The following is a 20512-nucleotide window of genomic DNA, read 5'->3' on the forward strand; positions in this document are numbered from 1 at the left end:
TAGTATTGGCTATCGACGTAAGAAAATATATAAATTTTAAGACGAATAAAAACAAAAATGCAAGTATAGATATGAAAAATACTCTGAAACTACCTGTTTCTATATATTTTCTTACGTCGATAGCCAATACTAATATACAGATTAATAAAAAAGCGATTATCGTAGCATATGGATCAAATTTTAAGAAGAATCTATAAAAAGCGCCTTGCCTCCTAAGCCACTCATTATCTCTTGCAAAATAGGCTCTTTTTACATCCTTAAGATCATCTAAGAATATAGTTTTTTCAGGCATTTTGTTTGTACAATAAGTAACTCGATCATTATAAAATTTTACAAATTTCTTATTAAAAAAATTTGTAAAATATTCCATTATGATAGGCAATCCGAAAAATGGAAATACTATAAAAAGCTGATTATATCTAGTTTGATTGGGTTCGTATGAATACATAAAAATCATAATCGCAAGCGTGCATACCGTAGCAAGAACTATATAAAAATTCGTCCTATCTTTGAGCGCTAAAGGCTCTTTATTATAATCACTAGCGCAACTCGGATTTTGTTCAAATTTATTAGATTTTTCGTTTGTATTTATCGTAGAGTCATCCGTAAGTTTTTCAAATTTAGAGTTTTTACTGTCAGAATTTCTGGCATTAGAATTCTCCTGTGATCCTTGCTCTAAATTTTGACGCCGTTCATTTAAAATTTTATTTGGCTTCTCAAGCCTCTGTTTTCTATCCATCTTTTATTCTTTATAGCCTACACAAAAATTTGCGGCCGGATTTTATCTAAATTTTTCCCTATTTTGAGTAGAAAATAGGCTTTTAGCTCTTTGTATTCTTTACTTGTTAATATGCTTACTTCGATATAATTACCATTGCTCATAAAAATAAGGCTGTCGTTTCCTATGTCAAATCCCAAATTTTTCTTAAATCTAAATATGATTAAGGGCGCAAACGCCAAAAATAAGGAGATCGGCACAATTAAAATTCCATAAGAAATTTTATTTTTAAAAGTTGCTACCAAAGATAAAAGGATTATCCACGTAAACACGACAAAAAATGTTGAAATTTTACCTTTTTTCGTCATTTTAAAAGTGGATGGCCCCAAGGTGCGTTTTATTGCAATTATTTCGGATAAATTTATAGAGTATAGAGTCGCCCTCTTTTTCTCTGAATAATATTCGATAACTGAATTTTTAAATTTTATATAGCAGGTGCCAAATTTACCAGGAAGTTCTAGCCAGCGTTTAACGGATCTTGGCGAGTCTTGCCTTGTTCCAAAATCTATGAAATTAAGAAAATACAGAAATGGCGAATAAAATTTAATCATCTCTATTGAATTATCTTTTATGATTATCGGCTCTTTGTCGTAATCTCTTGTTTGAGTTTTAAAATTTTGCGAGGGCGTATCAGTGGTGCAAGAGAAATCGCTTTGCGATTTTTGTTCAACGGCATTCGTAAAATTTCGTTCGCTGGCATTTATAGAATTTTGCCCGCCATCGCTCGTAAATTTTAGCCCGCCGCCCGCCAAATTTCGCTTATCGCAATTTTTATTTTGTAAGAAATCCTTTATATTTTTATCATACCGCGTTTTGCTTATGCCAAACCTAGCAATTTCGTCGTTATGCATTTGGCTCCTCCTTATACACGCTTTATTTAGATATAACTATCGCGCGAGTTTGCACGCAGAGATCAGCCTTGCGCATTTTTTAAAATTTGCAAAATTTCGCTTATCCTTTGTGGATCTTTAATACCTCGCGCGTCCTCCACGCGGCTGTTTAGATCGATAGCATAAGGACGTAGCGCGAGCGCCTCACGGATATTTTGCACGCCGATACCGCCTGCAAGAATAAAAGAGATCGCACCGCTTTTAGCAGCAGCGCTATGTTTATCCGCACTATCATCCTTTGTGGCACCCAGATTGTCCACTTCGCCGCCGTCATTCGCAATATTTGGCGCACTCGCCTCATAGTCGCTTGCGCCTCGATCATTGACGCCTTCGCTTGCGGGTCTTACACCGCTCAGCCGAGTGGTAGCACACGCATTAAATTTGCACTCATCGCCATTCTTTTCGGCGCGACGATCGGCACTCGTTTCTTGTTTTGTATTGCCCAATCGAACAATATCATGTGCTCGCTCGCTCGCTTCATTGCTATTAGAGGCACAGCACACGTCGCTTACCATCTTGAACTTCAAATTTCCGTTTTCGCTATGCTTCACGAAAGAATTGCCGCAGCTGCCGTTTTTATCGCGCTTTAAATTCCCCTCGCTATATCTGTTACAGATCGCGCTATGTTTAAGATGGCTCCTTGCGCCGTCTGAGCCTTGAGCTGTGCCCGCTACATAGCATTTTTCGTCGCTTCCTGCATCATTTTGCGTATTGCAGCGCCCGCTAGTAGAATCGTATTTTGTGTCGTCTATGCTTTGAACCGTGCTGCCCGTGCAATATTTTTTATCACGTGGCGCGTCGTATTGTCCTTCGTAGTCAAGCCCTACGCGTCGCAACAGATCCCAGTCAAAGCTCACGCCGTTACCGCCCAAGCTCGCTCCTTTGGCGTCGAATAAGATCCGATCACAGCTCAAACCCTTAAGTGACGGCATCTCAGCACCGATGCTTAGCACCTGCCACGCCTCTATGCCTGCCGCGTTAAGCCACGCTTTGAAATCCGCGCTTATGCGCCCATAAATTTGAGCGCAGTCCAGCTCGCAAAGGTTGCAAATTTTTAAAATTTGCTCCTCGCTTAGAGCTTCCGCGTCTAAAATTTCAGAATTTAGATCCTTTATAGAAGCAGGCGCGGCGCAGTTTGCGTTTAAATTTACGCTCAAATCCTCGCGCTCGTTTTCGTAAAATTCTATACTGCTGCTCGTGCCCGCGTAAATTTTATCTTCACAAATTTCTTCGCCGCGAGCTTTGCTGCTAAAATTTTTACATTCGCACGCGGCAGCGCTGTGTTTTTCGGAGCTCAAAGCAAAAACTCCGACGCACTTTGCGCCGTTTTGGTGCGCGATATGCGCGATCTCGCGCGCTGTCTCTATGCTGACGCAACGCTTGGAGCTTGATACAAAAATCACGCCTAAAAAATCCACACGCACGCCCGAGTTGTCGCCCAGATTTCGCGAATCGTTGCCAAAATTTTTATCGCAATCGCAATTTTGATCGGGCGTAAAATTTACATGATTTTGCGCACGGCAGGTAAAATTCTCGCCGCCCTGATTAAAATTTTGCGAGAAATCCTTGCTGCCGGAATTTCGCGTAGCATTCTCGGCGCCCGAATTAAAATTCCGCCTAGAATTTTCGCCGCAAAAATTAGGAGTTTTTATCGAGCTCTCGCTACCCGATTGCGGTAAATTTTTAGCGCCGTCCGCGCACTCTAAATTTGCGCAAAAAACTGAGCTGCACGCTAGCACGGCGCGGGCTTCGGCGGCGCTTTTGATGCCGCAAATTTTTATCTTACTTCTGTACGACATATAAAAATTCCGTCACGTAAAGCTCGCGCGCGTTTAAATTTCTGCTCGCACGGTAGGTCGGATAGCGGATCTCTATCGTGCGCACGGAGCCGATGTGCGCGAGGTTTTTTAAAAATTCCGCCTTAGAGATAAAGCCCTCGGAATTAAAAGAGATTATTAAAAATTTCGCCGGAAATTCCGCCAGCAGCGCGAAAAATTCCTCCGCAGCGCTTGATTTTTTATTATACGCCGAGCGGTTCCAGTCTGCGGGGATCCCAGAGACCCTGCTAAGCTCGGCGACGTTTGGGCTCTTACCCTCGTTTATAAAATCCGCGATCAAATTTAGCATGAAATAGTTCGAGCCGTAGGGATGCTGATTGTATGGCGGGTCGAAATATGCGACGTCAAGCTGCGAAAAGCGCTCGCGCGCACTCTTTGCGAAGCGCGCGGCATCCTCTTGAAAGACCGCGCTTTCGTAGGCGAAATTTGAAAGCACCGGCAGGCGCAGGGAAATCTCGCCCATTATGCGAGCTAGCGCGTTTTCGCCGCTGCCGCCGAACTTGCCCACGCCCGCTTTGTCCTTGTAAAAGCCCTTAAAAACGCCGCCCGTGTTTGAGTGGATGCTCGCCTCGCTAAGCAGCGGCGCGGTGAAAAAATCGCGAAATTCTTGCGGGATTTTGCTAATCTGCTCGCAGAGCCCGCCTAAAATTAGGGCGTTTCGGCGCGTGTAAAAAGCGCGCTCGCCCGCCTTGATATTCTCATCGTCCTTCGGTGCGTACAGCTCGCTAAAAAAGCTCTCCTTCGGCGTGAAATTTCTTAAAATTTCAGCGTGTAGCTCGCTCAATTCTCGCCATAGCTCATCGCTGAAATTTGAAAGATAGCAGGAGTTTATCGCGCGCGAGTAGCCCTCCAGATCGTTTGCGATCACGAGGTTTGAGTGCGCTTTAGCCAGTCGCGCGACGATGCCGCTGCCGCTAAAGACGTCCGCGAAGCTGATCTTGCTCTGCCCAAGCTCCGCCTTAATCTCGCAGATCGCCCGCTCTATCGGCGCTAGCAGCGAGCGCTTGTTGCCCAGATAGCTGATGAGCTGCTCGCTTAAAAACTCCCTCTTTTCGCCGCTAGCCATCTAAGCTCTCACCCCTACGTAGTTTTCGTAAAATTCCCACGTCTTGCCCGATTTGATCGCCTCTAAAATGAGCGGCTTAGCCTCTGCAGGGCTTGAGACGACATCCGTGCAGTATAGCGCAAACATCGCATTTAGCACTACGATATCAAATTTCGGCCCGCTCAGCTCGCCTTTTAAAATTTGCTTTAAAATCTCGGCATTGGCCTCGCCGTCGCCGCCCTCTATATCGCCGTGAAACGCTCGCGCAAAGCCGAACTGCTCGGGATTTACGCGGTATTCTAAAATTTTGCCGTCCTTGACCTCGTGGATTAGCGTCTCGTCGCACAGGCTGATCTCATCCATACCGTCCATGCCGTGTACCACCAGAGCGTGCTTGCGCCCCAAAATCATCAGCGTTTCGGCGATGAGCCCGTTTACTTCCTCCAGATAATTTCCTACGATCTGATTGCTTAGGCTTAAATTCGGATTTAGCAGCGGCCCCATTATATTAAAGACGGTGCCGATTTTTAGACGGTTTCGCACCTCTTTGACCTCGGCGGTGATCTTGTGAAAAAACGGCGCGTGAAAAAACGCTAGCCCGGTGCGATCTAGCAGCGCCCTAATCTGCGCAAGATCGCTAAGTAGCGGCACGCCCAAAGCATCCAGCGCATCGGAGCTTCCCGATCTGCTGGTAATGGCGCGGTTGCCGTGCTTAGCGACGCGTACGCCGAAGCTTGCCGCGATAAAGGCCACGGTCGTTGAGATATTGATCGTCTTTAGTCTATCGCCGCCCGTGCCCACGATGTCAAACATCGGGCTCGGATCGTCGTAGGTGATCGAGTATTTTAAGATACTGCGCACGAGCGCTGTAAGGCTGCTTGGATAGAGCGATTTTTCGCTGATCAGCACGAGCAGCCCCGCAAGCTGCACGATGTCGTAATCCTGCTCGTAAAGCGCCTTGCAAATGACGGCGTAATCGTCGCTATCTAGCGGGAAGCCCTTTTGTAGCTTCAACATAAACGGGGCGAAATTTACCACGAGTTTCTCCTTTAAAATTATCTTTTTGCCGTAATTGATGAAATTTTCGATGATCTTTTTGCCGTATTGAGTAAAAAAGCTCTCGGGATGAAATTGAATGCCGAAAACCGGCTTATTTCGGTGCTTCATCGCCATTATAACGCCGTCATTTTCGCTCTTTGCTAAAATTTCAAACTCGCGCGACAACGTCGCTTCGTCCACATAAAGCGAGTGGTAGCGCATCACTTCGAATTTACGCGGCAGCCCGCTAAAAAGCACGCCGTCACTAAAAATTTCGATCACCGAGCTCTTGCCGTGAAGCGGCACCTCCAGCTGCTTTATCTCCGCGCCCGCCGCATATCCGATCGCCTGATGCCCCAAACACACGCCCAAAATCGGCACGCCCAAATCCGCGTGCAAAATCTCTAAGCAAACGCCGCTATCTTTTGGGTGATTTGGCCCGGGGCTTAGGATTATGTGAGATGGGGCAAGCTCGCGCACCTGCTGCAGCGTTATCTCGTCGTTGCGGAAGTAGCGCACCTCCTCGTCGCTTAACTCCAAAATGTATTGATAAATATTGAAAACGAAGCTGTCGTAATTATCTATCATTAAAATCAAAATTTTATCCTTTTTTAGGGCGTTCGCGCCTCTTTAAAATTCTAAATAGTTTAAATTTAACCGCTTTGTGGCGGACAAATCCGATGTCGCTGTAACGTCGCTAGCAGGCTAAATTAAAATTCCGCGTCGTCTGCAACATTACCGCATCTGTCGCGACGTTGCACGGCTTTGCGGCGCCTAATGAAGCTAGCCGTAAATTTTAACGCTCTCACAGCGAACACGTTTTAAATTTAGCCGAATCAAACTCGCACCGAAAAGCGCCGCGCCCGGATGGTTAAATTTAAAGCGTCTAAACTTCCTCGCATAGCTCCTCGATCGCCTTGAGCGGGCTCTTGCGCTTTTTGCAGATCTCCGCGTATTCGCTCTTTGGCGAGCTGTCGTAAACGATACCCGCGCCCGCTCCGATAAATACGAGATTACTTAGCATTTCGCAGCCAAAATTTTCCGCGTTAAATTTGGCAGCTTCAAACCGCATCGCGCGGCTAAAATGTGGCTCGCTCTCTAAATTTAGCGCCCCGCCGCCTGCGCGAGCTTTTAAATTTAATGTCGCGTCGCGTTTGCTTGCGCGAGCCGGTAAATTTTGCGCCTCGCCGCCGCCCTTTTGCGCTGCAGTACCGCAAAACTCCGCCGTCTCGGGATTTTCACCGTCGCAAAGCCCCATCGCTTGGGAATTTATCCCGCCGCAAGCAGCGTTTAAATTTAAGTTGGAATTTCGCTTAAAATCCTCGTCCGAGCAGAAATTTTGCGCGTCGCGATTTACGAAGATCGCCGAGCGAATCAAGATCGCCTGCATCACGTCGCCGCTAAAGCGCCAAAATCCGATTCCGCCGCCGTAGATGCCGCGCTCATAGCGCTCCAGCTCATTTATGATCTGCATCGCGCGAATCTTCGGGCTGCCGCTTAGCGTGCCCGCAGGAAAGATAGTGCCGAGCACCTCAAACGCACTTACCCCGCGCGGTTTGGTGCCGTAAACCTCGCTTACGATGTGCATAACGCTTTCGTAGCGCACGATGCGCATCGCGTTTTGCACCCGCACCGAGGCGGGCGCGGCAAATTTGCCGATGTCGTTGCGAGCTAGATCGATCAGCATCCGATGCTCCGCAAGCTCCTTTTCGTCGCTTAAAAGCTCGCGCTCAAGCGCCGCGTCGGCCTCGGCATTCGCGCCTCTGCTGCGAGTACCCGCGATGGGAGCTACGAAAATTTCGTCCTTTTTGATCTCCATGATCAGCTCGGGGCTAGAGCCCGCGACGCAGCCGTACGGCGTCGGGAAGTGAAACATATAGGGGCTCGGATTGTTCTTTTTGAGTCGCTCGTAAAACTCCAGGCTGCCCAGATTCGTGCCGACTTCTAAAATTTCGCCCAGCACGACCTGAAACACGTCGCCGCTTTTTATCTTTTCTTTTGCGGCCTCGACCATCGCGCTAAAATGCGACTCCTCGGCGCCCAGATCGGTTAAAATTTTAAATTTAAGCTCTTTTTTGCACGGTGCGGGCTGCGGCGCGCTTTGCGATTTCACCTCGCCTTTTATCGCAGCGTCCGTTCTTGCAGCACTCTGCGGCGTGCCTGCTGCTTCGGCGGATTGCTGCGAAGCCTGCGGGCTAAGCCCGCGCAGGCTTTCGTAAATTTGGGCATCTTTGCCGTAAAAATCGTAAATTTTGCTGATTTTATCGTAGCGCAGGTAGTTTGCGGCGTCGGCGTAAAAAAACGGCGGGAAGTCATACAGCGCCTGCTTTGGCGCGCCGATATTTTCAAACGCGCGCACGATGTCGTAGCCCAAAACGCCGAAAAGCCCGGCAAAGCTCGCGTTTTTAAACTCGCTCGCGCCTTCTTTTGCGCCCTTTACCTCATCAAATTTAAGCCTCAAAGCCTCAAAACTCATCTTAAATCCATCGAAATAATCGCAATCAATGCCGATGATGACCTGCCTGTCGTCCTCTGCGAGGTAGCTTTGTGGATGCGTCTTTAAAATTTCGCGGTAGTAAAACAGCGGCTCTTCTAAAAGCATTTTCGTCCTTGGAATTTTTAGCGCCATTATACGCTGCTTAGCTTAAATTTGAGTGGGCGGCGCGAGCTTAAGCGGGCTTGAATGCAAGCAAAATTTTAGTAAAATTAGCAAATTTCAAGGAGAGCGTATGAAGATTTTATTTTCCCCAAGCGAGATGAAAAGCGAGCTGGGCGGCGATACGTGCATTTGCGAGCGAAATTTCATCTTTGCAGATCTTTACGAAAAGCGCCTGCAGATGCTACGCGCTTACGCGGATTTTGTGGATAAAGCAAGCGAGGCGGAGCTTTGCAAGCTTTTCGGGCTGAAAAAATGGGATGCGGCTCTGCGCGAAAATATCTTTGAAAAAGGCTGCGCGAAGGCGCTTTTGCGCTACACGGGCACCGCGTATCGCGCCCTAGGCTACGCGTCGCTAAGCCCCGGCGCGCAGGAGTTTGCGGAGCGAAATACGATAATTTTTTCAAACCTTTTCGGCCCCGTGCTGGGCGGCGACGCGCTGCCGAATTATAAGCTCAAACAGGGCGAAAAATTTGGTGGCATAGACGCGGCGAAATTTTATCGCGATAGCTTCTCCGCTGCGCTGGATCGGTACCTGGCGGATGAGTGCGTCGTGGATCTGCGCGCGGGATTTTACGAAAAATTTTATGAGATGAAGCGCCAATATTTGAGTTTTAGTTTCATCAAAGGCGGCAAGGTGCTGAGCCACTACGCTAAGGCCTGGCGCGGCAAGGTGTTGCGCGAAATCGCTCTGGCAGGCGCTTGCAGCGAGGCGGAGGTGCTTGCGCTGCGATTGAGCGGCGCTTCCGTGCTCGAGATCAAACAGATCGGGCTAAAAAAGGAGGTCGTGCTGGAAATTTCATAAGGCGCGAAAACCGCTCGGAGAAATTTACTATAAATTTTGCAGGTTTAATGCGGATTTTTGCGTAAAATTTGGCCCGGAAAAATTGCCACGAGTTCAAATCCCGCCCCATCCAAAGCGATTTTATCGGGAGAAATTTGCGGACGAAATTTCATTGTAAGGATTTTTCGGCGGCTTTTTGGTCTTTTACATCTTTTTTAGCGGGCTTTGAACGAGCTTTTGGCGGAGAAATTTTACCGCAAGGATTTTCAGAGTAAAAATTTACGCTCTTTGCGTTTGCCCGCTCCGCATAAAATTTTACGCCGATCTTGTCTTGATTTTGCACCGTTTTTGCCGCGATTTTTAGGATACGGAACGCGGAAATTTCGCCGCAGAATTTTGTCTAAAATTTTACTTAGCGGAATTTTGCCGTATGAAATTTCGCCGCGATAGAATCCTATCGAAATTTAATCGCGGCAAAATATCGCGTCGCGACCTAAACATGAAATTTTAATCCAAATTTACACTAAACCGCCGCAGTTCAAGCGCAGAATTATGATCTAAAATTTATACTTCGAAGCCGCAACACAAACAAATGCAAATCGGGCTAACCCCGTATAAAATTTTAAGCCGAAATTATGGCTTACGTTCCGTTACAATAAAATTTTGATCCAAAATTTCACGCTTTGAAATTCCAAAAATCTGCAAACGCAGTAAAATACGCCGTCGCTACAAACTCTAGTAGCCCAGCGCATAAAGTTTCTAGCCGAAATCTGCAATTAAAATTCTGCGCTCTGAAATTTCAAGCTTTAAAATCCCGTAAATTTCCAAATTTCACAAATCCCACACATAAAATTTTAAACCGAAATCCCGCGATCAAAATTCTCCGCCTCAAAACCCCGCAAATCCCCACCCTCAAATCCAAAATTCCGCAAATTTAGCAAGCTTTAAATTTTAAAGCTATAAACTTCGCTTCAAATTTTAAGGATCAAAAATGCTAGAACTCCCCTTTGTCGGCGTCGTCGTGGGCTTCATATCGGGCTTTTTCGGTATCGGCGGCGGCACGGTCGTAATGCCCGTGATGATGGCTCTGGGATACGACGTCAAGACCGCCGCGGGCATCTCGGTGATGCAGATGTTCATCGTCTCGCTTTTTGGCTCATATCTGAACTACCGCGCGGGCAAGCTTCGCCTAGATAGCGGCATCGCGGTGGGGCTCGGAGGGCTGTGCGGCGCGAGCATATCGGGCTTCATCGTAAAATACTCGCCAGAAATCGTGCTTGAGATCGGTCTTTTGCTGACGCTTGCGATCTCCTTTCTTAAGCTCTTTAGCACGAACGTAACAAGCGGCGGCAATGCCGATCCTCACGGCGCGGCGCTGTTTTTCATCGGCTTTGCTATCGGCGCGATTGCGCTTAGCATGGGCGTGGGCGGCGCGGTATTTCTGACGCCGATTTTGGTAGGATTTTTGGGCGTCGATATCAAAAGAGCGGTCTGCATGGGGCTATTTTTCATCGTTTTCGGCTCATTTAGCGCGCTTTTAAGCCTTTCGTACAACGGCCATGTGGATTACGAACGCGGCGCACTGCTAGCCGTGGGCGGGCTTTTGGGCGTGTATTTCGGTACCTCTCAGGCTCGCCGTGCAAAGCGCGAAACGCAGAAAAAATGGCTGCTCGTCCTCTACGTCGTGCTATTTGCGCTGGCACTAAAAAAGGTGCTGCAGTAGCGCCTGCTGTAGTAGCACTGCGGACGATTTTGCCGCGCTACGTTTTGCCCTTGCCTCAGTTTTGCTACAAGCGCGATTTAAGTGCCTGCTACGGGCACGTCAGAGCGATTCTATGTGCGCTGTTTGCTACGCCGCCCTTTTGCGTCTCGGAGTTTTTGCTTTGCCGTCCTCTTACACTGCGCGCGTTTGATCGCCGTCTTACGACGGCACGTAAAACGTCACGTTTTGCCGTGCGAGTAAAATTTTAAAACGAAATTTCAAAAAGAGCGAGCAAATTTTAAAAGCTGAATTTTAACTAGCCGCGTTAAAATAGCGAAGTCACACATCTTTCATCCTATGGGGGCTAGATAGCAAAATAAAATTTACAAATTTTAAAAGGACTAGGATTGACGAACTTGATTTTAGCGGGGCTAGGCGGCTGTGTAGGCGCGATGGCGCGAGTAGGCCTAAGCGGAGCGATCGCGCGCGCAATGGACCGCGCCGGGTTTTGGAGCGCGTTTCCGATCGCTACTTTTTGCGTAAATGCGTTGGGAAGCTTGCTGATAGGGTTTTTACTCGCACTAAATTTAACGCAGAGCCTGCGGGTACTTTTTGTCGCAGGCGCACTGGGCGGTTTTACGACATTTTCTACGTTCAGCTACGATACGTTGCAATTATTGCTGGCGCGAGAATTTGCTATAGGCATGCTAAACGTGGTCTTAACGTATGCGTCTGTATGCTGTTTTGCTATGCTGGGCTGCTCGCGGGCAGAGCGCTTGCAGGCTAGCCGTGGAGCACGTGAGCTTTAAATTTAAACGCCTCTATGTTTGCGCTTTTAAATCAAAATTTATTGAAAATACCTGCGCTACGGAATTTTATCGCGCGCATGTGCTGCAAAATCTGCGAGCGATGGGCACAATCCCACATGCTGTGCAGTTTTGTAAAATTTTGCTGTTTTAGCACGGATAAAATAAACCTAAGCCGAGCGATAAATTTTAAAAGCTCCGCGGGCAAATTTTAAAGCCTGAAGCTTAGAATTTTAAAATTCTTGCGTAAATTTTAGAAGCTAAATTAAAGCGCGCCGAAATCACGATCTTATATGCCAAATCCTGCACGCTATCTTAGATTTATCGCAAGCGGCTGCGAGCCCTCTTAATTTCGTTTCTGCAGATTTCATTAACCTGCTCGCCCTCGCTATTTCGCAAGATAACCTCGTAGTCCGTGATCTCGCGATCTTTGTTATACCCCTTGATATATCTGAATCTCGATAAAACTATTTTAAAGGATTCCACGTCGTCTAAAGTGTATTTATCGCCGAGCTTGACGTAGTTAAAATTTTCGCTAGTAAGCATATGAAAATTATTAAATTTTTGCTTTAAATTTAGCGTATAAATTGCCGTATGAGGCGTATCGTTATCGCAGTGATTAAATTCGCTTTCATCGAAGGCAAGCGCGAGGCAAATTTCATCTCCGCAGATTACCTTTATATCTTTGGCGCTGCTGTTTATACGTATGGTTTGTCGCCATCCCTCGCCTTTGATCTCAAAGATATTGCGAGCGAGCTTTTTGGCTATTTCATCTCCGACATAACCTTCAGCTTCAGATTTATAAGCTGGGCCGAGCCCAGAGTAGTTCTGCTTTTGCGGAAAATCCACAAGAGGAGTTTGAAGCTCGCTTATGGCTTTTAAATTTTCCTCGGTGCCTTGTGGAGCCGCAAAAGATGTGCCCCTCATAGAGTGTAGATTAAAGAAACCGATAAATTTCCTCACGACCTTATGCGCCGTTTGAGAAAATATCTTGGCTTCGTTTTCAAAAAGCGAAATATCGTAGATGCCGTAGCTATAATATCCAAGCTCTCTACTCACCCACCTTTCGTCCGGCGAACGATCGATCTCGTCGTATCCATAGTATCGCTCTGGCATATCTTTTTGTAGCAAAAAGTCGTCGCTATCGCTGTCTTTATACCTAAGCCAGACCCCAAAATCGTCCTTAATGTATAGATAATAAAACTTCGCGCCTCCTGCGAATTTTTTCTCGCCTAGCCAAAATACGGGCCTTTTGTTTAGGCTCGGCAGAGCGGCGACTGGGGGCAAATTTTGTAACTCTTTTTCAAATTTTTCATCGATATAATCGCAAGCGCTAGTGGGCATACTAGGATCGCAACCCTCGGGCGTATCGGATGAAAAAAGCAAATTTAAAATCACAAATATATATAGCACAAAAAGCACGCACGCAACGCTCACGACCAAGGCGGTAATTTTTAAAATTTTTATAAAAGTTTTCATGTCCAAATTTTACCTCGTTGCACCTAAAAAGCATAAAATTTTGCTTTAAATTTGAAATCCTCCGCGTATTATCTGTACGCCTCGCCTATAGCTTCGCTAAGGCTTTTTAGCAGCTCGTCCGCGGCCTCTGCTTTATCGCGTGCGCTGCGATTTTTGCCGTTTGAAGCGCCGGGTCCCGCCCCTCTTACGCAGTCTTGCACGAAATACCACCAAAAGTACCCGCCCACGTAGTTTTTCGCGTAGCGAGGCATCGTATAATACCGCCGCATCATCGTCTTTTTGCTCGCTTGCGTAGCGCCTGACGCCGTGTTTCCGCACTCGCCGATGCCGAGCTTTGAAGCGGGGAAAGTGCTTTGCAGATCGGTAAAAATTTCGCTCCAATCAGGCGCAAAGCCCTCGTTATCGTCCTCGTAGTAGCTTACGAAAAGATAATCCAGCCCCTCTTTCATATCTTGCGGTACGAATTTTCGCAGCCACTCGCGCATCTGTGTTTTCTGAGCTCCGCTCGGCGTATAATACGCCGTAAGTGCCGTTTTGGCGCCCTTTTTGTGGATGAGCTCGAAGGCTGCGATCATCTTGGCAGCGATAAAGCTTGCATCGTCCCCGAGCCAGCCCTCACCGTTTATTTCGTTGCCGATCTCCCAGATCTGCACGTAGGGCGCGAGCGCGGCGAAGGCGTCCGCAAACCTCTTTTCGTAACTTTTTACGCTTTTGTACGAGCTCATCTCGTAGGAGTCCACGGGGCAGGCCATCACGTACGAAACCTCGCTAAGTCGCCTAAAAAGGGGTTCGTACTCGCGTGGGCTAATTTCTTTTGACATCACGACGCGCACGGTGGGTTTTGCGGGTAGGGCTTGCAGGGCGCGCACGATGCTTTGCAGCTTCGCGCCCGAAGCGTCTTGCACGTCCTCGTACCAGCCGTCGTCGATCGTAACGCCCCAGATGAAGTCAGATTTAGAATTTTGCTTTGAAATTTTATTTGGATTTTCGCCGTAAAGTACGCCGCAAAACAGCACCCCGCAAAACAGCGCGAGAAATATGTGTTTGAAATAGACCACGGCTTGCTCCTTGATTTGAAATTTTAAAAATTTAGCTCTTTGCTGGTTTTTCCACAACCGATCAAGCAATCAAAATTTATCTCTTGCCTCTAAGATCATAAGAATAATACGAACGAGAAAAACCCTCTACGCTGAACATAGCAAAAGCATTAAGTGCAAGAGCCGCTAAGCTTAGTAGCACCGTAGCAGGCAGTGAAAAACGCGCCAAAAACGCATTTGCAATAGCAGCAAGTACAAGCGCAATAAAGCAATATGAAAATATCGCAACTCCGCTAGTGTCGGTAAGCTCCTGATAAAATCTATAAAAAAACAGAAACGATGCGATGAATCCCAGTGCAAGTAGTATCTGAGCGATGATGCCGCCCGCTAAAAATATAAATAACAATACGCCTATAAATATTGCCGCAAAGGCAATGGCTACGTTACGCAAAAGGCTGCGGCTTGCGGTAAGCTTGGAGATGTTATAAATGCTAAAGATAAAAAGCACGAATGCTGCTGCGCTTAGTAGTACTCCCAATCCGCCGTAAATTCCTAATAGCAATAGCACTAGTTCAGCTATAGCTTTTAAGGCGCAGGCCGCGATGAAGGTGTATTTGATGAGTGCTACTTCTTTTTCTTGAGGGTTTGAGGGCTGCTGATCTTGAGTGTGGAGGTAGTCGTTTAAGTCCATGGTTGCTCCTTTAAAATTTAGCAAAAGTATATCTAAAAAACGAATAGGTAAAAATAAATTTCAAAATTTAATGGCTTACAGGCGTGGTACAAGGTAAGTGCCGCACAAAGGCGGGCAAATTTAAGAGGTAAATTTTAAAATTTAGATCGGAATTTCGGCGCTGGCGCGGCGGGCAAATTTTAAACAGGCTGTAAATTTAATAAAGATTTGAGATAGATTTCGCGCAGATCTGCAAATTTAAAATCCGCAAATCCGCGCAAACTGCTACAAGCGTGACTCGTAGCGACGTAGCGTGTAAAGACGTTTAAGCATCTTTTTGCGAGCTGAAATTTTTTGCTTTTTGCGGACTTCCGTCATCGGCTCAAAAAATCGTCTCGCGCGAACCTCGGTAACGACTAGGTTACGATCGGTCTGCTTCTTAAAGCGTCTGTAAGCTTCGTCAAATGATTCGTTCGGATATACCTTTACTCCAGGCACTTTCCTCACCGCCTTTCAAAAAAATGAATCGTGAGTTTAGCGAAAAATTCCTTAAATTTGCTTTTGAAGCGCTTTTTTATACTTCCACACGCTCTTGTTGTTGCGAGTATCTATCATCGAAAGTTCTAAAAGTAGGCTTTCGCTTGCTTGTGCGGTAGAATTTTTAGCTGCAGAATTTAAGCTTTTTGCTTTTTTAGATCCTGCCTTACCGTCGTTTGCCGCAGCGGGACTTTGCGGTAAAATTTTACCTACCAAAATGTAATCCGGCGCGTAGATCGAGCCGCTTTCTACGGCGTGATAGCCACGGCTTACGCCATCGTTGCTAAATACGAGTTCATCTTTACTTGGAGCGTCTGTGACGACTGCTTTGCCTGAATGCAGCAGTGAAATTCTAATTTTTTTGCTCAAAAATTCCGCATCCACGCCGTGCGCGTTCGTCCCGTCCAGCGGTTCGATGCCGACGACGCTGAATCTACCGCCTTTCTTACCGACGATACGCTTTGAGAGTAGATCGGCGATGCTTTCGCCTGCAATGCGCTCCAGATATGCGTTTGGATATCCTGCGTGATCTATGCCTCCGGTAAGCGCCGAATTATCCGTGTTTTTAGAGCCTTTAAGCGCAGCGCAGCCCGCTAAAAAGACGCATAGTAAAATCACGAAAAAACTTATTTTAAAATTTTTCATAGCATTTCCAAATTTTATAAAATAAACTCCGCGATTATAGCGAGATTTGGTTAAATTTCGTTTTTTATAAGCAAAATTTGTAACGGATATTCCGCTCGTTCCTTTAATTTTGAGTTAAAGATTCCTTGATATACTTTCTGCCAATTTATTCAGAAAATTCTCGGGGTGCTTATGAAAAAAATCATTAAAAGAGACGGAAGTTTTCAAGAATTTCAATCCTACAAAATAAAAGATGCTATCAAAAAAGCCTATAAAAGCGTTGGTAGCGAGTTTGACGAAAAAGTCTTTAATAATGTAATGAGCGCGATCGTTTTTAAAGAGAAATTAAGCGTCGAAGATATCCAAGATCTTATCGAGAAAAAGCTCTTCGAAGCGGGCGATTTCGACGTTTTGAAAAGCTTTATGATCTATCGCCACACACACAAGATGCAGCGTGAGCATATTTTGGGGCTTGAAGAGGATACGACCTATATCAACTGCACTCAGACGGTCAATGAATACATCAGCAAGCAGGATTGGCGAATTTTGGCAAATTCCAATACCAGCTACTCAAACGCAGGCCTTATCAATAACACCGCCGGCAAGGTCATCGCAAACTACTGGCTCGATAAAATTTACTCTCGAGAGGAGGGTGCAGCGCACCGAAACGGCGACTATCATATCCACGATCTGGACTGCCTTACGGCGTATTGCGCGGGCTGGAGCTTGCGCGTGCTTCTAAACGAGGGCTTTAACGGCGTGCGCGGCAGGGTCGAGAGCAAGGCGCCGAAGCATTTCCGCGAAGCGCTGTATCAGATGGCAAATTTCCTTGGAATTTTACAAAGCGAATGGGCCGGCGCACAGGCGTTTAGCAGCTTTGATACATATCTGGCGCCATACGTTTTCCGCGATAAATTAAGCGACGATGAGGTCAAAAAGGCGATTACGAGCTTCGTATTCAACCTAAACGTTCCGGCGCGCTGGGGGCAGAGCCCGTTTACCAACGTCACCATCGATATGACCTGCCCGGATGATCTAAAAACGCAGATCCCTACGCATAACAATGAGCATCTATTTAAAAATTTACGCGACGAGGAGCTTTTGGCGGAGGCTAAAAGGCGCGGCAAGGACTCGCTTGAGGCTTTGACTTACGGCGATTTCGAGCCCGAGATGAATCGCATCGTGATTGCGTTTTACGAGGTTTTAACGACGGGCGATAAGTGCGGTCAGCCCTTTACCTTCCCGATTCCTACGGTAAATTTAACGGAGGAGTTTGATTGGGATACTCCTGCGGCCGACGCGGTATTTGAAAACACCGCTAAGGTAGGCTCTAGCTATTTTCAAAATTTTATCGGCTCACAATATATCACGAATGAAAAGGGCGAGCGCGTACCCAATCCAAAGGCGTATAAACCTGGCGCTGTGCGCTCGATGTGCTGCCGCTTGCAGCTCGATCTGCGCGAGCTTCTTAAGCGCGGCGGAGGCCTTTTCGGAAGCGCGGAGATGACGGGAAGTATCGGCGTCGTAACGATAAATTTAGCCCGCCTAGGCTATCTGTATAAAAACAACGAAGAAGCGTTGTATACCAGGCTGGATGAGCTTTTGGAGCTTGCCAAATCGACGCTTGAGAAGAAGCGAAAATTTGTAACCGAGATGTTCGAGCGCGGCTTGTATCCATATACGAAGCGCTATCTGCCGGGCTTTAACAACCATTTCAGCACCATTGGCATTAACGGCGCAAACGAGATGATACGAAATTTCAGCGGTAACAAAGAAGATATTACGACGGAATTCGGACGTAAATTTGCCCTTAAAATGGTTGAGTATCTGCGTGAGAAGATCCGCTCATTTCAGGAGCAGACTGGAAATTTATATAATCTCGAAGCCACGCCTGCCGAGGGAACTACGTATCGCTTCGCCAAAGAGGATAAGAAACGCTACGCAGATATCATCCAAGCGGGATTTGATAAAAACATATACTACACCAATTCGACGCAGCTTCCGGCAAATTTCGGAAGCGATCCGTTCGAGGCGCTGGCGATGCAGGACGAGCTGCAAAGCTCCTATACCGGCGGCACGGTGTTGCATTTGTATATGAAGGAGCGCATCAGCTCGGCTCAGGCATGCAAACAGCTCGTAAAAAGCGTAGTGCAAAACTACAAACTTCCTTATATCACGATTACGCCGATTTTCAGCGTCTGCCATAAGCACGGCTACATCAGCGGCGAGCATGAATACTGCCCGAAATGCGACGAGGAGCTACTCGCGGAATATAAGGCCAAGCAGAGCAAGGGCGCCTAAATAGCGATTTAAATTTTAATCTTAATGAAAGGATGGAGAATGGAATTTCCAAAAGAGTTAGAAGCAAAACGCACAAAATGCGTCGTTTACACAAGAGTAATGGGCTATTTGCGCCCAGTAGAGAGCTTTAATATCGGAAAGAAGGGCGAACACAAAGAGCGCGTCTTTTTTGAAGAGAAAAAAGACAAAAAGCAGATCGCCTAGTCGCCGCTACCGGCTAAATGCAACAAACGCATACGAAGCCGCCGCAAGCCTTAAACCTGCATAACGCGCAGATTTACGAGATCACGCCGTTTACGATGCTTGATTTTGCCGATCACATCGCCGCGATTGCGTGGTTTTGCGGCTGCAATATGCGTTGCAATTACTGCTACAACCCACAAATCGTTACTTCACGGGGTAAAATTTCAAACGAAGAGTTTCTGCGTTTTTTGGATGCGCGCGCAGGCAAGCTTCAGGGCATCGTATTTAGCGGCGGCGAATGCACCTGTGCGAGCGATTTTATCCCGCTGGCGCACGAAGTTAAGCGGCGCGGCTTTTTGCTCAAGGTCGACACCAACGGCTCGAATCCGCAAAAGATCGAAGAGGCGCTAAGCTTGGGGCTAATCGATTATATCGCGCTTGATTTTAAGGCGCCGCGGCAGGATTTTGAGCTCATCACGAAATCAAGCTTATACGATAAATTTCTACAAACTCTTAGGTTTTTGCTGCGGCTAAATTTTAAATTTGAGGTGCGCACGACCGTGCATGCCGATTTTTTAAATGAAGCAAAGATCGAGCGGATGGCGCAAATTCTATACAGCGAGGGCTACCGCGGCGTCTATTATCTGCAAAACTTCCTGCCTACCGGCGATAATTTCGGCAATTTAAGCGCACCGCTTGCGAGCTTCGATCCGAGCAAAATCCGCACCGATCTAAAGATAGAACTTCGAAATTTTGATTAAATTTGCGCTGTCGCGCGCGTCTTGCCGCGATGAATGCGATGAAATTTTAATTTAGCGTATTTATCTAGCGCGCATTGTCCGGCGTATATTGTGCCGCGATAAATTTCGCCTTACGGGAAGCTTTAAAAATTTATCTTGCCGCCGCTTGCTATGTTTAAATTCCACTCCGCTTGCGGCGTAAAATTATATGTTTATCAAGAGCTTTAAATTTATACCGCGCAGATTTAGTTCCCCGTAAAATTTCACGCCGCGTAGCCATTGCTGCTTCAAAACAAAAGGTAAATTTAGCTTGCTTTGGCTAAAATACGCCGAAATTTTGAAAAAGGCAAAAAATGGATAGAAAAAAAATCTACAACCCCTTCTCCGACGAGACGCTTACCGATCGCAAGATCTTCGGCGGCAATCCGCAGGGAATTTTAAATTTTACCAAGGCAAAATATCAATGGGCGCTGAAGCTTTGGGATCTGATGGAGGCCAACACCTGGTTTCCTAAAGAGGTCGATACCACGGACGACGTGCGCGATTATAACTTCAATCTTACAAGCGCCGAGAAGCGGATGTACGATCTCGTGTGGAGCCAGCTGATATCGATGGATAGCTTTCAGACCAACAATCTCGCCGATAATATCAACCCTTATATCACGGCTCCGGAGATCAACGCCGTGCTCGCGCGCCAAGCCTATGAGGAGGCCAACCACAGCAAATCCTACGCCGTCATGGTCGAGGCGATCTGTGAAAATACCGATCTGATTTACGAGATGGAGAAGCACGACGATATGCTCCGCAGGAAAAACGACTACATCTCAAGCGTCTATGAGGAGCTTGCGGGCGAAGTTAGCGACGATAAGCTGCTGCTAGCGATGGTGGCGAATCAAATTTTAGAGGGGATCTACTTCTACAGCGGCTTTACCTCGATCTATGCGCTCGCGCGCGCGGGCAAGATGCTAGGTAGCGCGCAGATGATCCGCTTCATACAGCGCGACGAGATCACGCATCTGCTGCTATTTCAAAACATGATAAATTCCGTCCGCAAAGAGCGCGCCGATCTGTTTAATAAGCGCAACGTGGATAAAATTTACGAGATGTTCGAAACGGCGGGAAACTTAGAGATCGATTGGGGTAAATACATCACAGATAATCAAATCATGGGCTTTACGGACGACATCATCGAAGAATACATCCACTACCTAGTCGATCAGCGCCTACTCGCCATCGGGCTTGAGAAGCGATACGGCGCGAAACACCCGATAAAATGGGTCGATGATTTTTCTAAATTTAATGATCAAAAGAGCAACTTTTTCGAGAGCAAGGTCACGAACTACAGCAAAGGAAGCTTGAGTTTCGATGATTTTTAGCAGATTTTACGGTTTGAAATTTTGCTCC

The 20512-nt window shown here is 46.8% G+C and carries 17 protein-coding genes and 1 pseudogene; 6 read left to right on the forward strand and 12 right to left on the reverse strand.

Annotated features, from left to right (window positions below; all coding sequences use genetic code 11):
- The 6 genes from QZ176_RS08435 to QZ176_RS08460 form a co-directional block, all read right to left on the reverse strand.
- Nucleotides 1-739 (reverse strand): hypothetical protein (locus tag QZ176_RS08435; RefSeq protein WP_295152788.1); only part of this gene is annotated, 739 nt, incomplete at its 3' end.
- 17 nt (nucleotides 740-756) lie between these two features.
- Nucleotides 757-1629, reverse strand: a complete 873-nt coding sequence (locus QZ176_RS08440) for a hypothetical protein (RefSeq protein ID WP_295152790.1) — start codon at nucleotides 1627-1629, stop codon at nucleotides 757-759.
- A 62-nt stretch (nucleotides 1630-1691) separates the two neighbouring features.
- The gene (locus QZ176_RS08445) at nucleotides 1692-3467 is read right to left on the reverse strand and encodes a hypothetical protein (protein WP_295152792.1); all 1776 of its coding nucleotides are present in this window, start codon (nucleotides 3465-3467) and stop codon (nucleotides 1692-1694) included.
- Nucleotides 3451-4572, reverse strand: coding sequence for a DNA adenine methylase (locus QZ176_RS08450; protein ID WP_295152794.1), 1122 nt, complete (start codon nucleotides 4570-4572; stop codon nucleotides 3451-3453). Before QZ176_RS08450 ends, QZ176_RS08445 begins: the two co-directional genes overlap by 17 nt.
- Entirely contained in the window at nucleotides 4573-6186 is a 1614-nt protein-coding gene (gene trpD, locus QZ176_RS08455) for an anthranilate phosphoribosyltransferase (RefSeq protein ID WP_295152796.1), read from the reverse strand.
- Between the two features lie 289 nt (nucleotides 6187-6475).
- Nucleotides 6476-8191: an anthranilate synthase component I family protein gene (locus QZ176_RS08460; protein ID WP_295152798.1), complete on the reverse strand. Its 1716-nt coding sequence runs from the start codon at nucleotides 8189-8191 to the stop codon at nucleotides 6476-6478.
- A 127-nt stretch (nucleotides 8192-8318) separates the two neighbouring features.
- Between QZ176_RS08460 and yaaA the strand changes: the two genes are divergently transcribed.
- Complete coding sequence (gene yaaA / locus QZ176_RS08465; RefSeq protein ID WP_295152799.1) at nucleotides 8319-9050, forward strand: peroxide stress protein YaaA; 732 nt, start codon at nucleotides 8319-8321, stop codon at nucleotides 9048-9050.
- Between the two features lie 148 nt (nucleotides 9051-9198).
- Here yaaA and QZ176_RS08470 read toward each other — a convergent pair whose 3' ends face one another.
- Nucleotides 9199-9372, reverse strand: a complete 174-nt coding sequence (locus tag QZ176_RS08470) for a hypothetical protein (protein ID WP_295152801.1) — start codon at nucleotides 9370-9372, stop codon at nucleotides 9199-9201.
- Nucleotides 9373-10020: 648 nt separating this feature from the next.
- On the opposite strand from QZ176_RS08470, the gene QZ176_RS08475 reads away from it, so the two are divergent.
- Both QZ176_RS08475 and QZ176_RS08480 read left to right on the forward strand, forming a co-directional pair.
- The gene (locus tag QZ176_RS08475; RefSeq protein WP_295152803.1) at nucleotides 10021-10752 is read left to right on the forward strand and encodes a sulfite exporter TauE/SafE family protein; all 732 of its coding nucleotides are present in this window, start codon (nucleotides 10021-10023) and stop codon (nucleotides 10750-10752) included.
- Nucleotides 10753-11138: 386 nt separating this feature from the next.
- On the forward strand, nucleotides 11139-11540 hold the full coding sequence (locus QZ176_RS08480; RefSeq protein WP_295152805.1) for a CrcB family protein: 402 nt from the start codon (nucleotides 11139-11141) through the stop codon (nucleotides 11538-11540).
- A 318-nt stretch (nucleotides 11541-11858) separates the two neighbouring features.
- On the opposite strand, the gene QZ176_RS08485 is transcribed toward QZ176_RS08480, so the two are convergent.
- The 5 genes from QZ176_RS08485 to QZ176_RS08505 all read right to left on the reverse strand — a co-directional run bounded on the left by QZ176_RS08485 (nucleotide 11859) and on the right by QZ176_RS08505 (nucleotide 15905).
- On the reverse strand, nucleotides 11859-13016 hold the full coding sequence (locus QZ176_RS08485; RefSeq protein ID WP_295152807.1) for a hypothetical protein: 1158 nt from the start codon (nucleotides 13014-13016) through the stop codon (nucleotides 11859-11861).
- Nucleotides 13017-13084: 68 nt separating this feature from the next.
- On the reverse strand, nucleotides 13085-14074 hold the full coding sequence (locus tag QZ176_RS08490) for a hypothetical protein (RefSeq protein WP_295152809.1): 990 nt from the start codon (nucleotides 14072-14074) through the stop codon (nucleotides 13085-13087).
- Nucleotides 14075-14150: 76 nt separating this feature from the next.
- On the reverse strand, nucleotides 14151-14744 hold the full coding sequence (locus tag QZ176_RS08495) for a hypothetical protein (protein WP_295152811.1): 594 nt from the start codon (nucleotides 14742-14744) through the stop codon (nucleotides 14151-14153).
- A 264-nt stretch (nucleotides 14745-15008) separates the two neighbouring features.
- Entirely contained in the window at nucleotides 15009-15221 is a 213-nt protein-coding gene (gene rpsU / locus QZ176_RS08500; RefSeq protein ID WP_005869392.1) for a 30S ribosomal protein S21, read from the reverse strand.
- A 51-nt stretch (nucleotides 15222-15272) separates the two neighbouring features.
- Nucleotides 15273-15905 carry a hypothetical protein gene (locus QZ176_RS08505; protein WP_295152813.1) on the reverse strand — a complete coding sequence of 211 codons (633 nt, stop codon included), beginning with the start codon at nucleotides 15903-15905 and terminating at the stop codon, nucleotides 15273-15275.
- Between the two features lie 171 nt (nucleotides 15906-16076).
- Between QZ176_RS08505 and QZ176_RS08510 the strand changes: the two are divergent.
- The 3 genes and pseudogenes from QZ176_RS08510 (at nucleotide 16077) to QZ176_RS08520 (ending at nucleotide 20484) form a co-directional block, all read left to right on the forward strand.
- Nucleotides 16077-18389 (forward strand): annotated as a pseudogene (locus tag QZ176_RS08510) (ribonucleoside triphosphate reductase).
- A 17-nt stretch (nucleotides 18390-18406) separates the two neighbouring features.
- Complete coding sequence (locus QZ176_RS08515) at nucleotides 18407-19129, forward strand: anaerobic ribonucleoside-triphosphate reductase activating protein (protein WP_295152814.1); 723 nt, start codon at nucleotides 18407-18409, stop codon at nucleotides 19127-19129.
- Between the two features lie 332 nt (nucleotides 19130-19461).
- A complete protein-coding gene (locus QZ176_RS08520; protein WP_295152816.1) occupies nucleotides 19462-20484 on the forward strand; it encodes a ribonucleotide-diphosphate reductase subunit beta in 1023 nt (340 codons plus the stop codon).
- Nucleotides 20485-20512 lie beyond the last annotated feature (28 nt).

It is taken from the genome of uncultured Campylobacter sp., assembly GCF_905373215.1.
GTDB lineage: Bacteria > Campylobacterota > Campylobacteria > Campylobacterales > Campylobacteraceae > Campylobacter_B.

Excerpts from the sequence above, each read along its gene's own strand:
- QZ176_RS08495 (WP_295152811.1), bottom strand. The coding sequence starts at position 14,744 with ATGGACTTAAACGACTACCTCCACACTCAAGATCAGCAGCCCTCAAAC.
- QZ176_RS08440 (WP_295152790.1), bottom strand. The coding sequence starts at position 1,629 with ATGCATAACGACGAAATTGCTAGGTTTGGCATAAGCAAAACGCGGTAT.
- QZ176_RS08450 (WP_295152794.1), bottom strand. The coding sequence starts at position 4,572 with ATGGCTAGCGGCGAAAAGAGGGAGTTTTTAAGCGAGCAGCTCATCAGC.
- QZ176_RS08460 (WP_295152798.1), bottom strand. The coding sequence starts at position 8,191 with ATGCTTTTAGAAGAGCCGCTGTTTTACTACCGCGAAATTTTAAAGACG.
- QZ176_RS08515 (WP_295152814.1), top strand. The coding sequence starts at position 18,407 with ATGCAACAAACGCATACGAAGCCGCCGCAAGCCTTAAACCTGCATAAC.
- QZ176_RS08485 (WP_295152807.1), bottom strand. The coding sequence starts at position 13,016 with ATGAAAACTTTTATAAAAATTTTAAAAATTACCGCCTTGGTCGTGAGC.
- yaaA (WP_295152799.1), top strand. The coding sequence starts at position 8,319 with ATGAAGATTTTATTTTCCCCAAGCGAGATGAAAAGCGAGCTGGGCGGC.
- QZ176_RS08475 (WP_295152803.1), top strand. The coding sequence starts at position 10,021 with ATGCTAGAACTCCCCTTTGTCGGCGTCGTCGTGGGCTTCATATCGGGC.
- QZ176_RS08520 (WP_295152816.1), top strand. The coding sequence starts at position 19,462 with ATGGATAGAAAAAAAATCTACAACCCCTTCTCCGACGAGACGCTTACC.
- QZ176_RS08445 (WP_295152792.1), bottom strand. The coding sequence starts at position 3,467 with ATGTCGTACAGAAGTAAGATAAAAATTTGCGGCATCAAAAGCGCCGCC.
- QZ176_RS08505 (WP_295152813.1), bottom strand. The coding sequence starts at position 15,905 with ATGAAAAATTTTAAAATAAGTTTTTTCGTGATTTTACTATGCGTCTTT.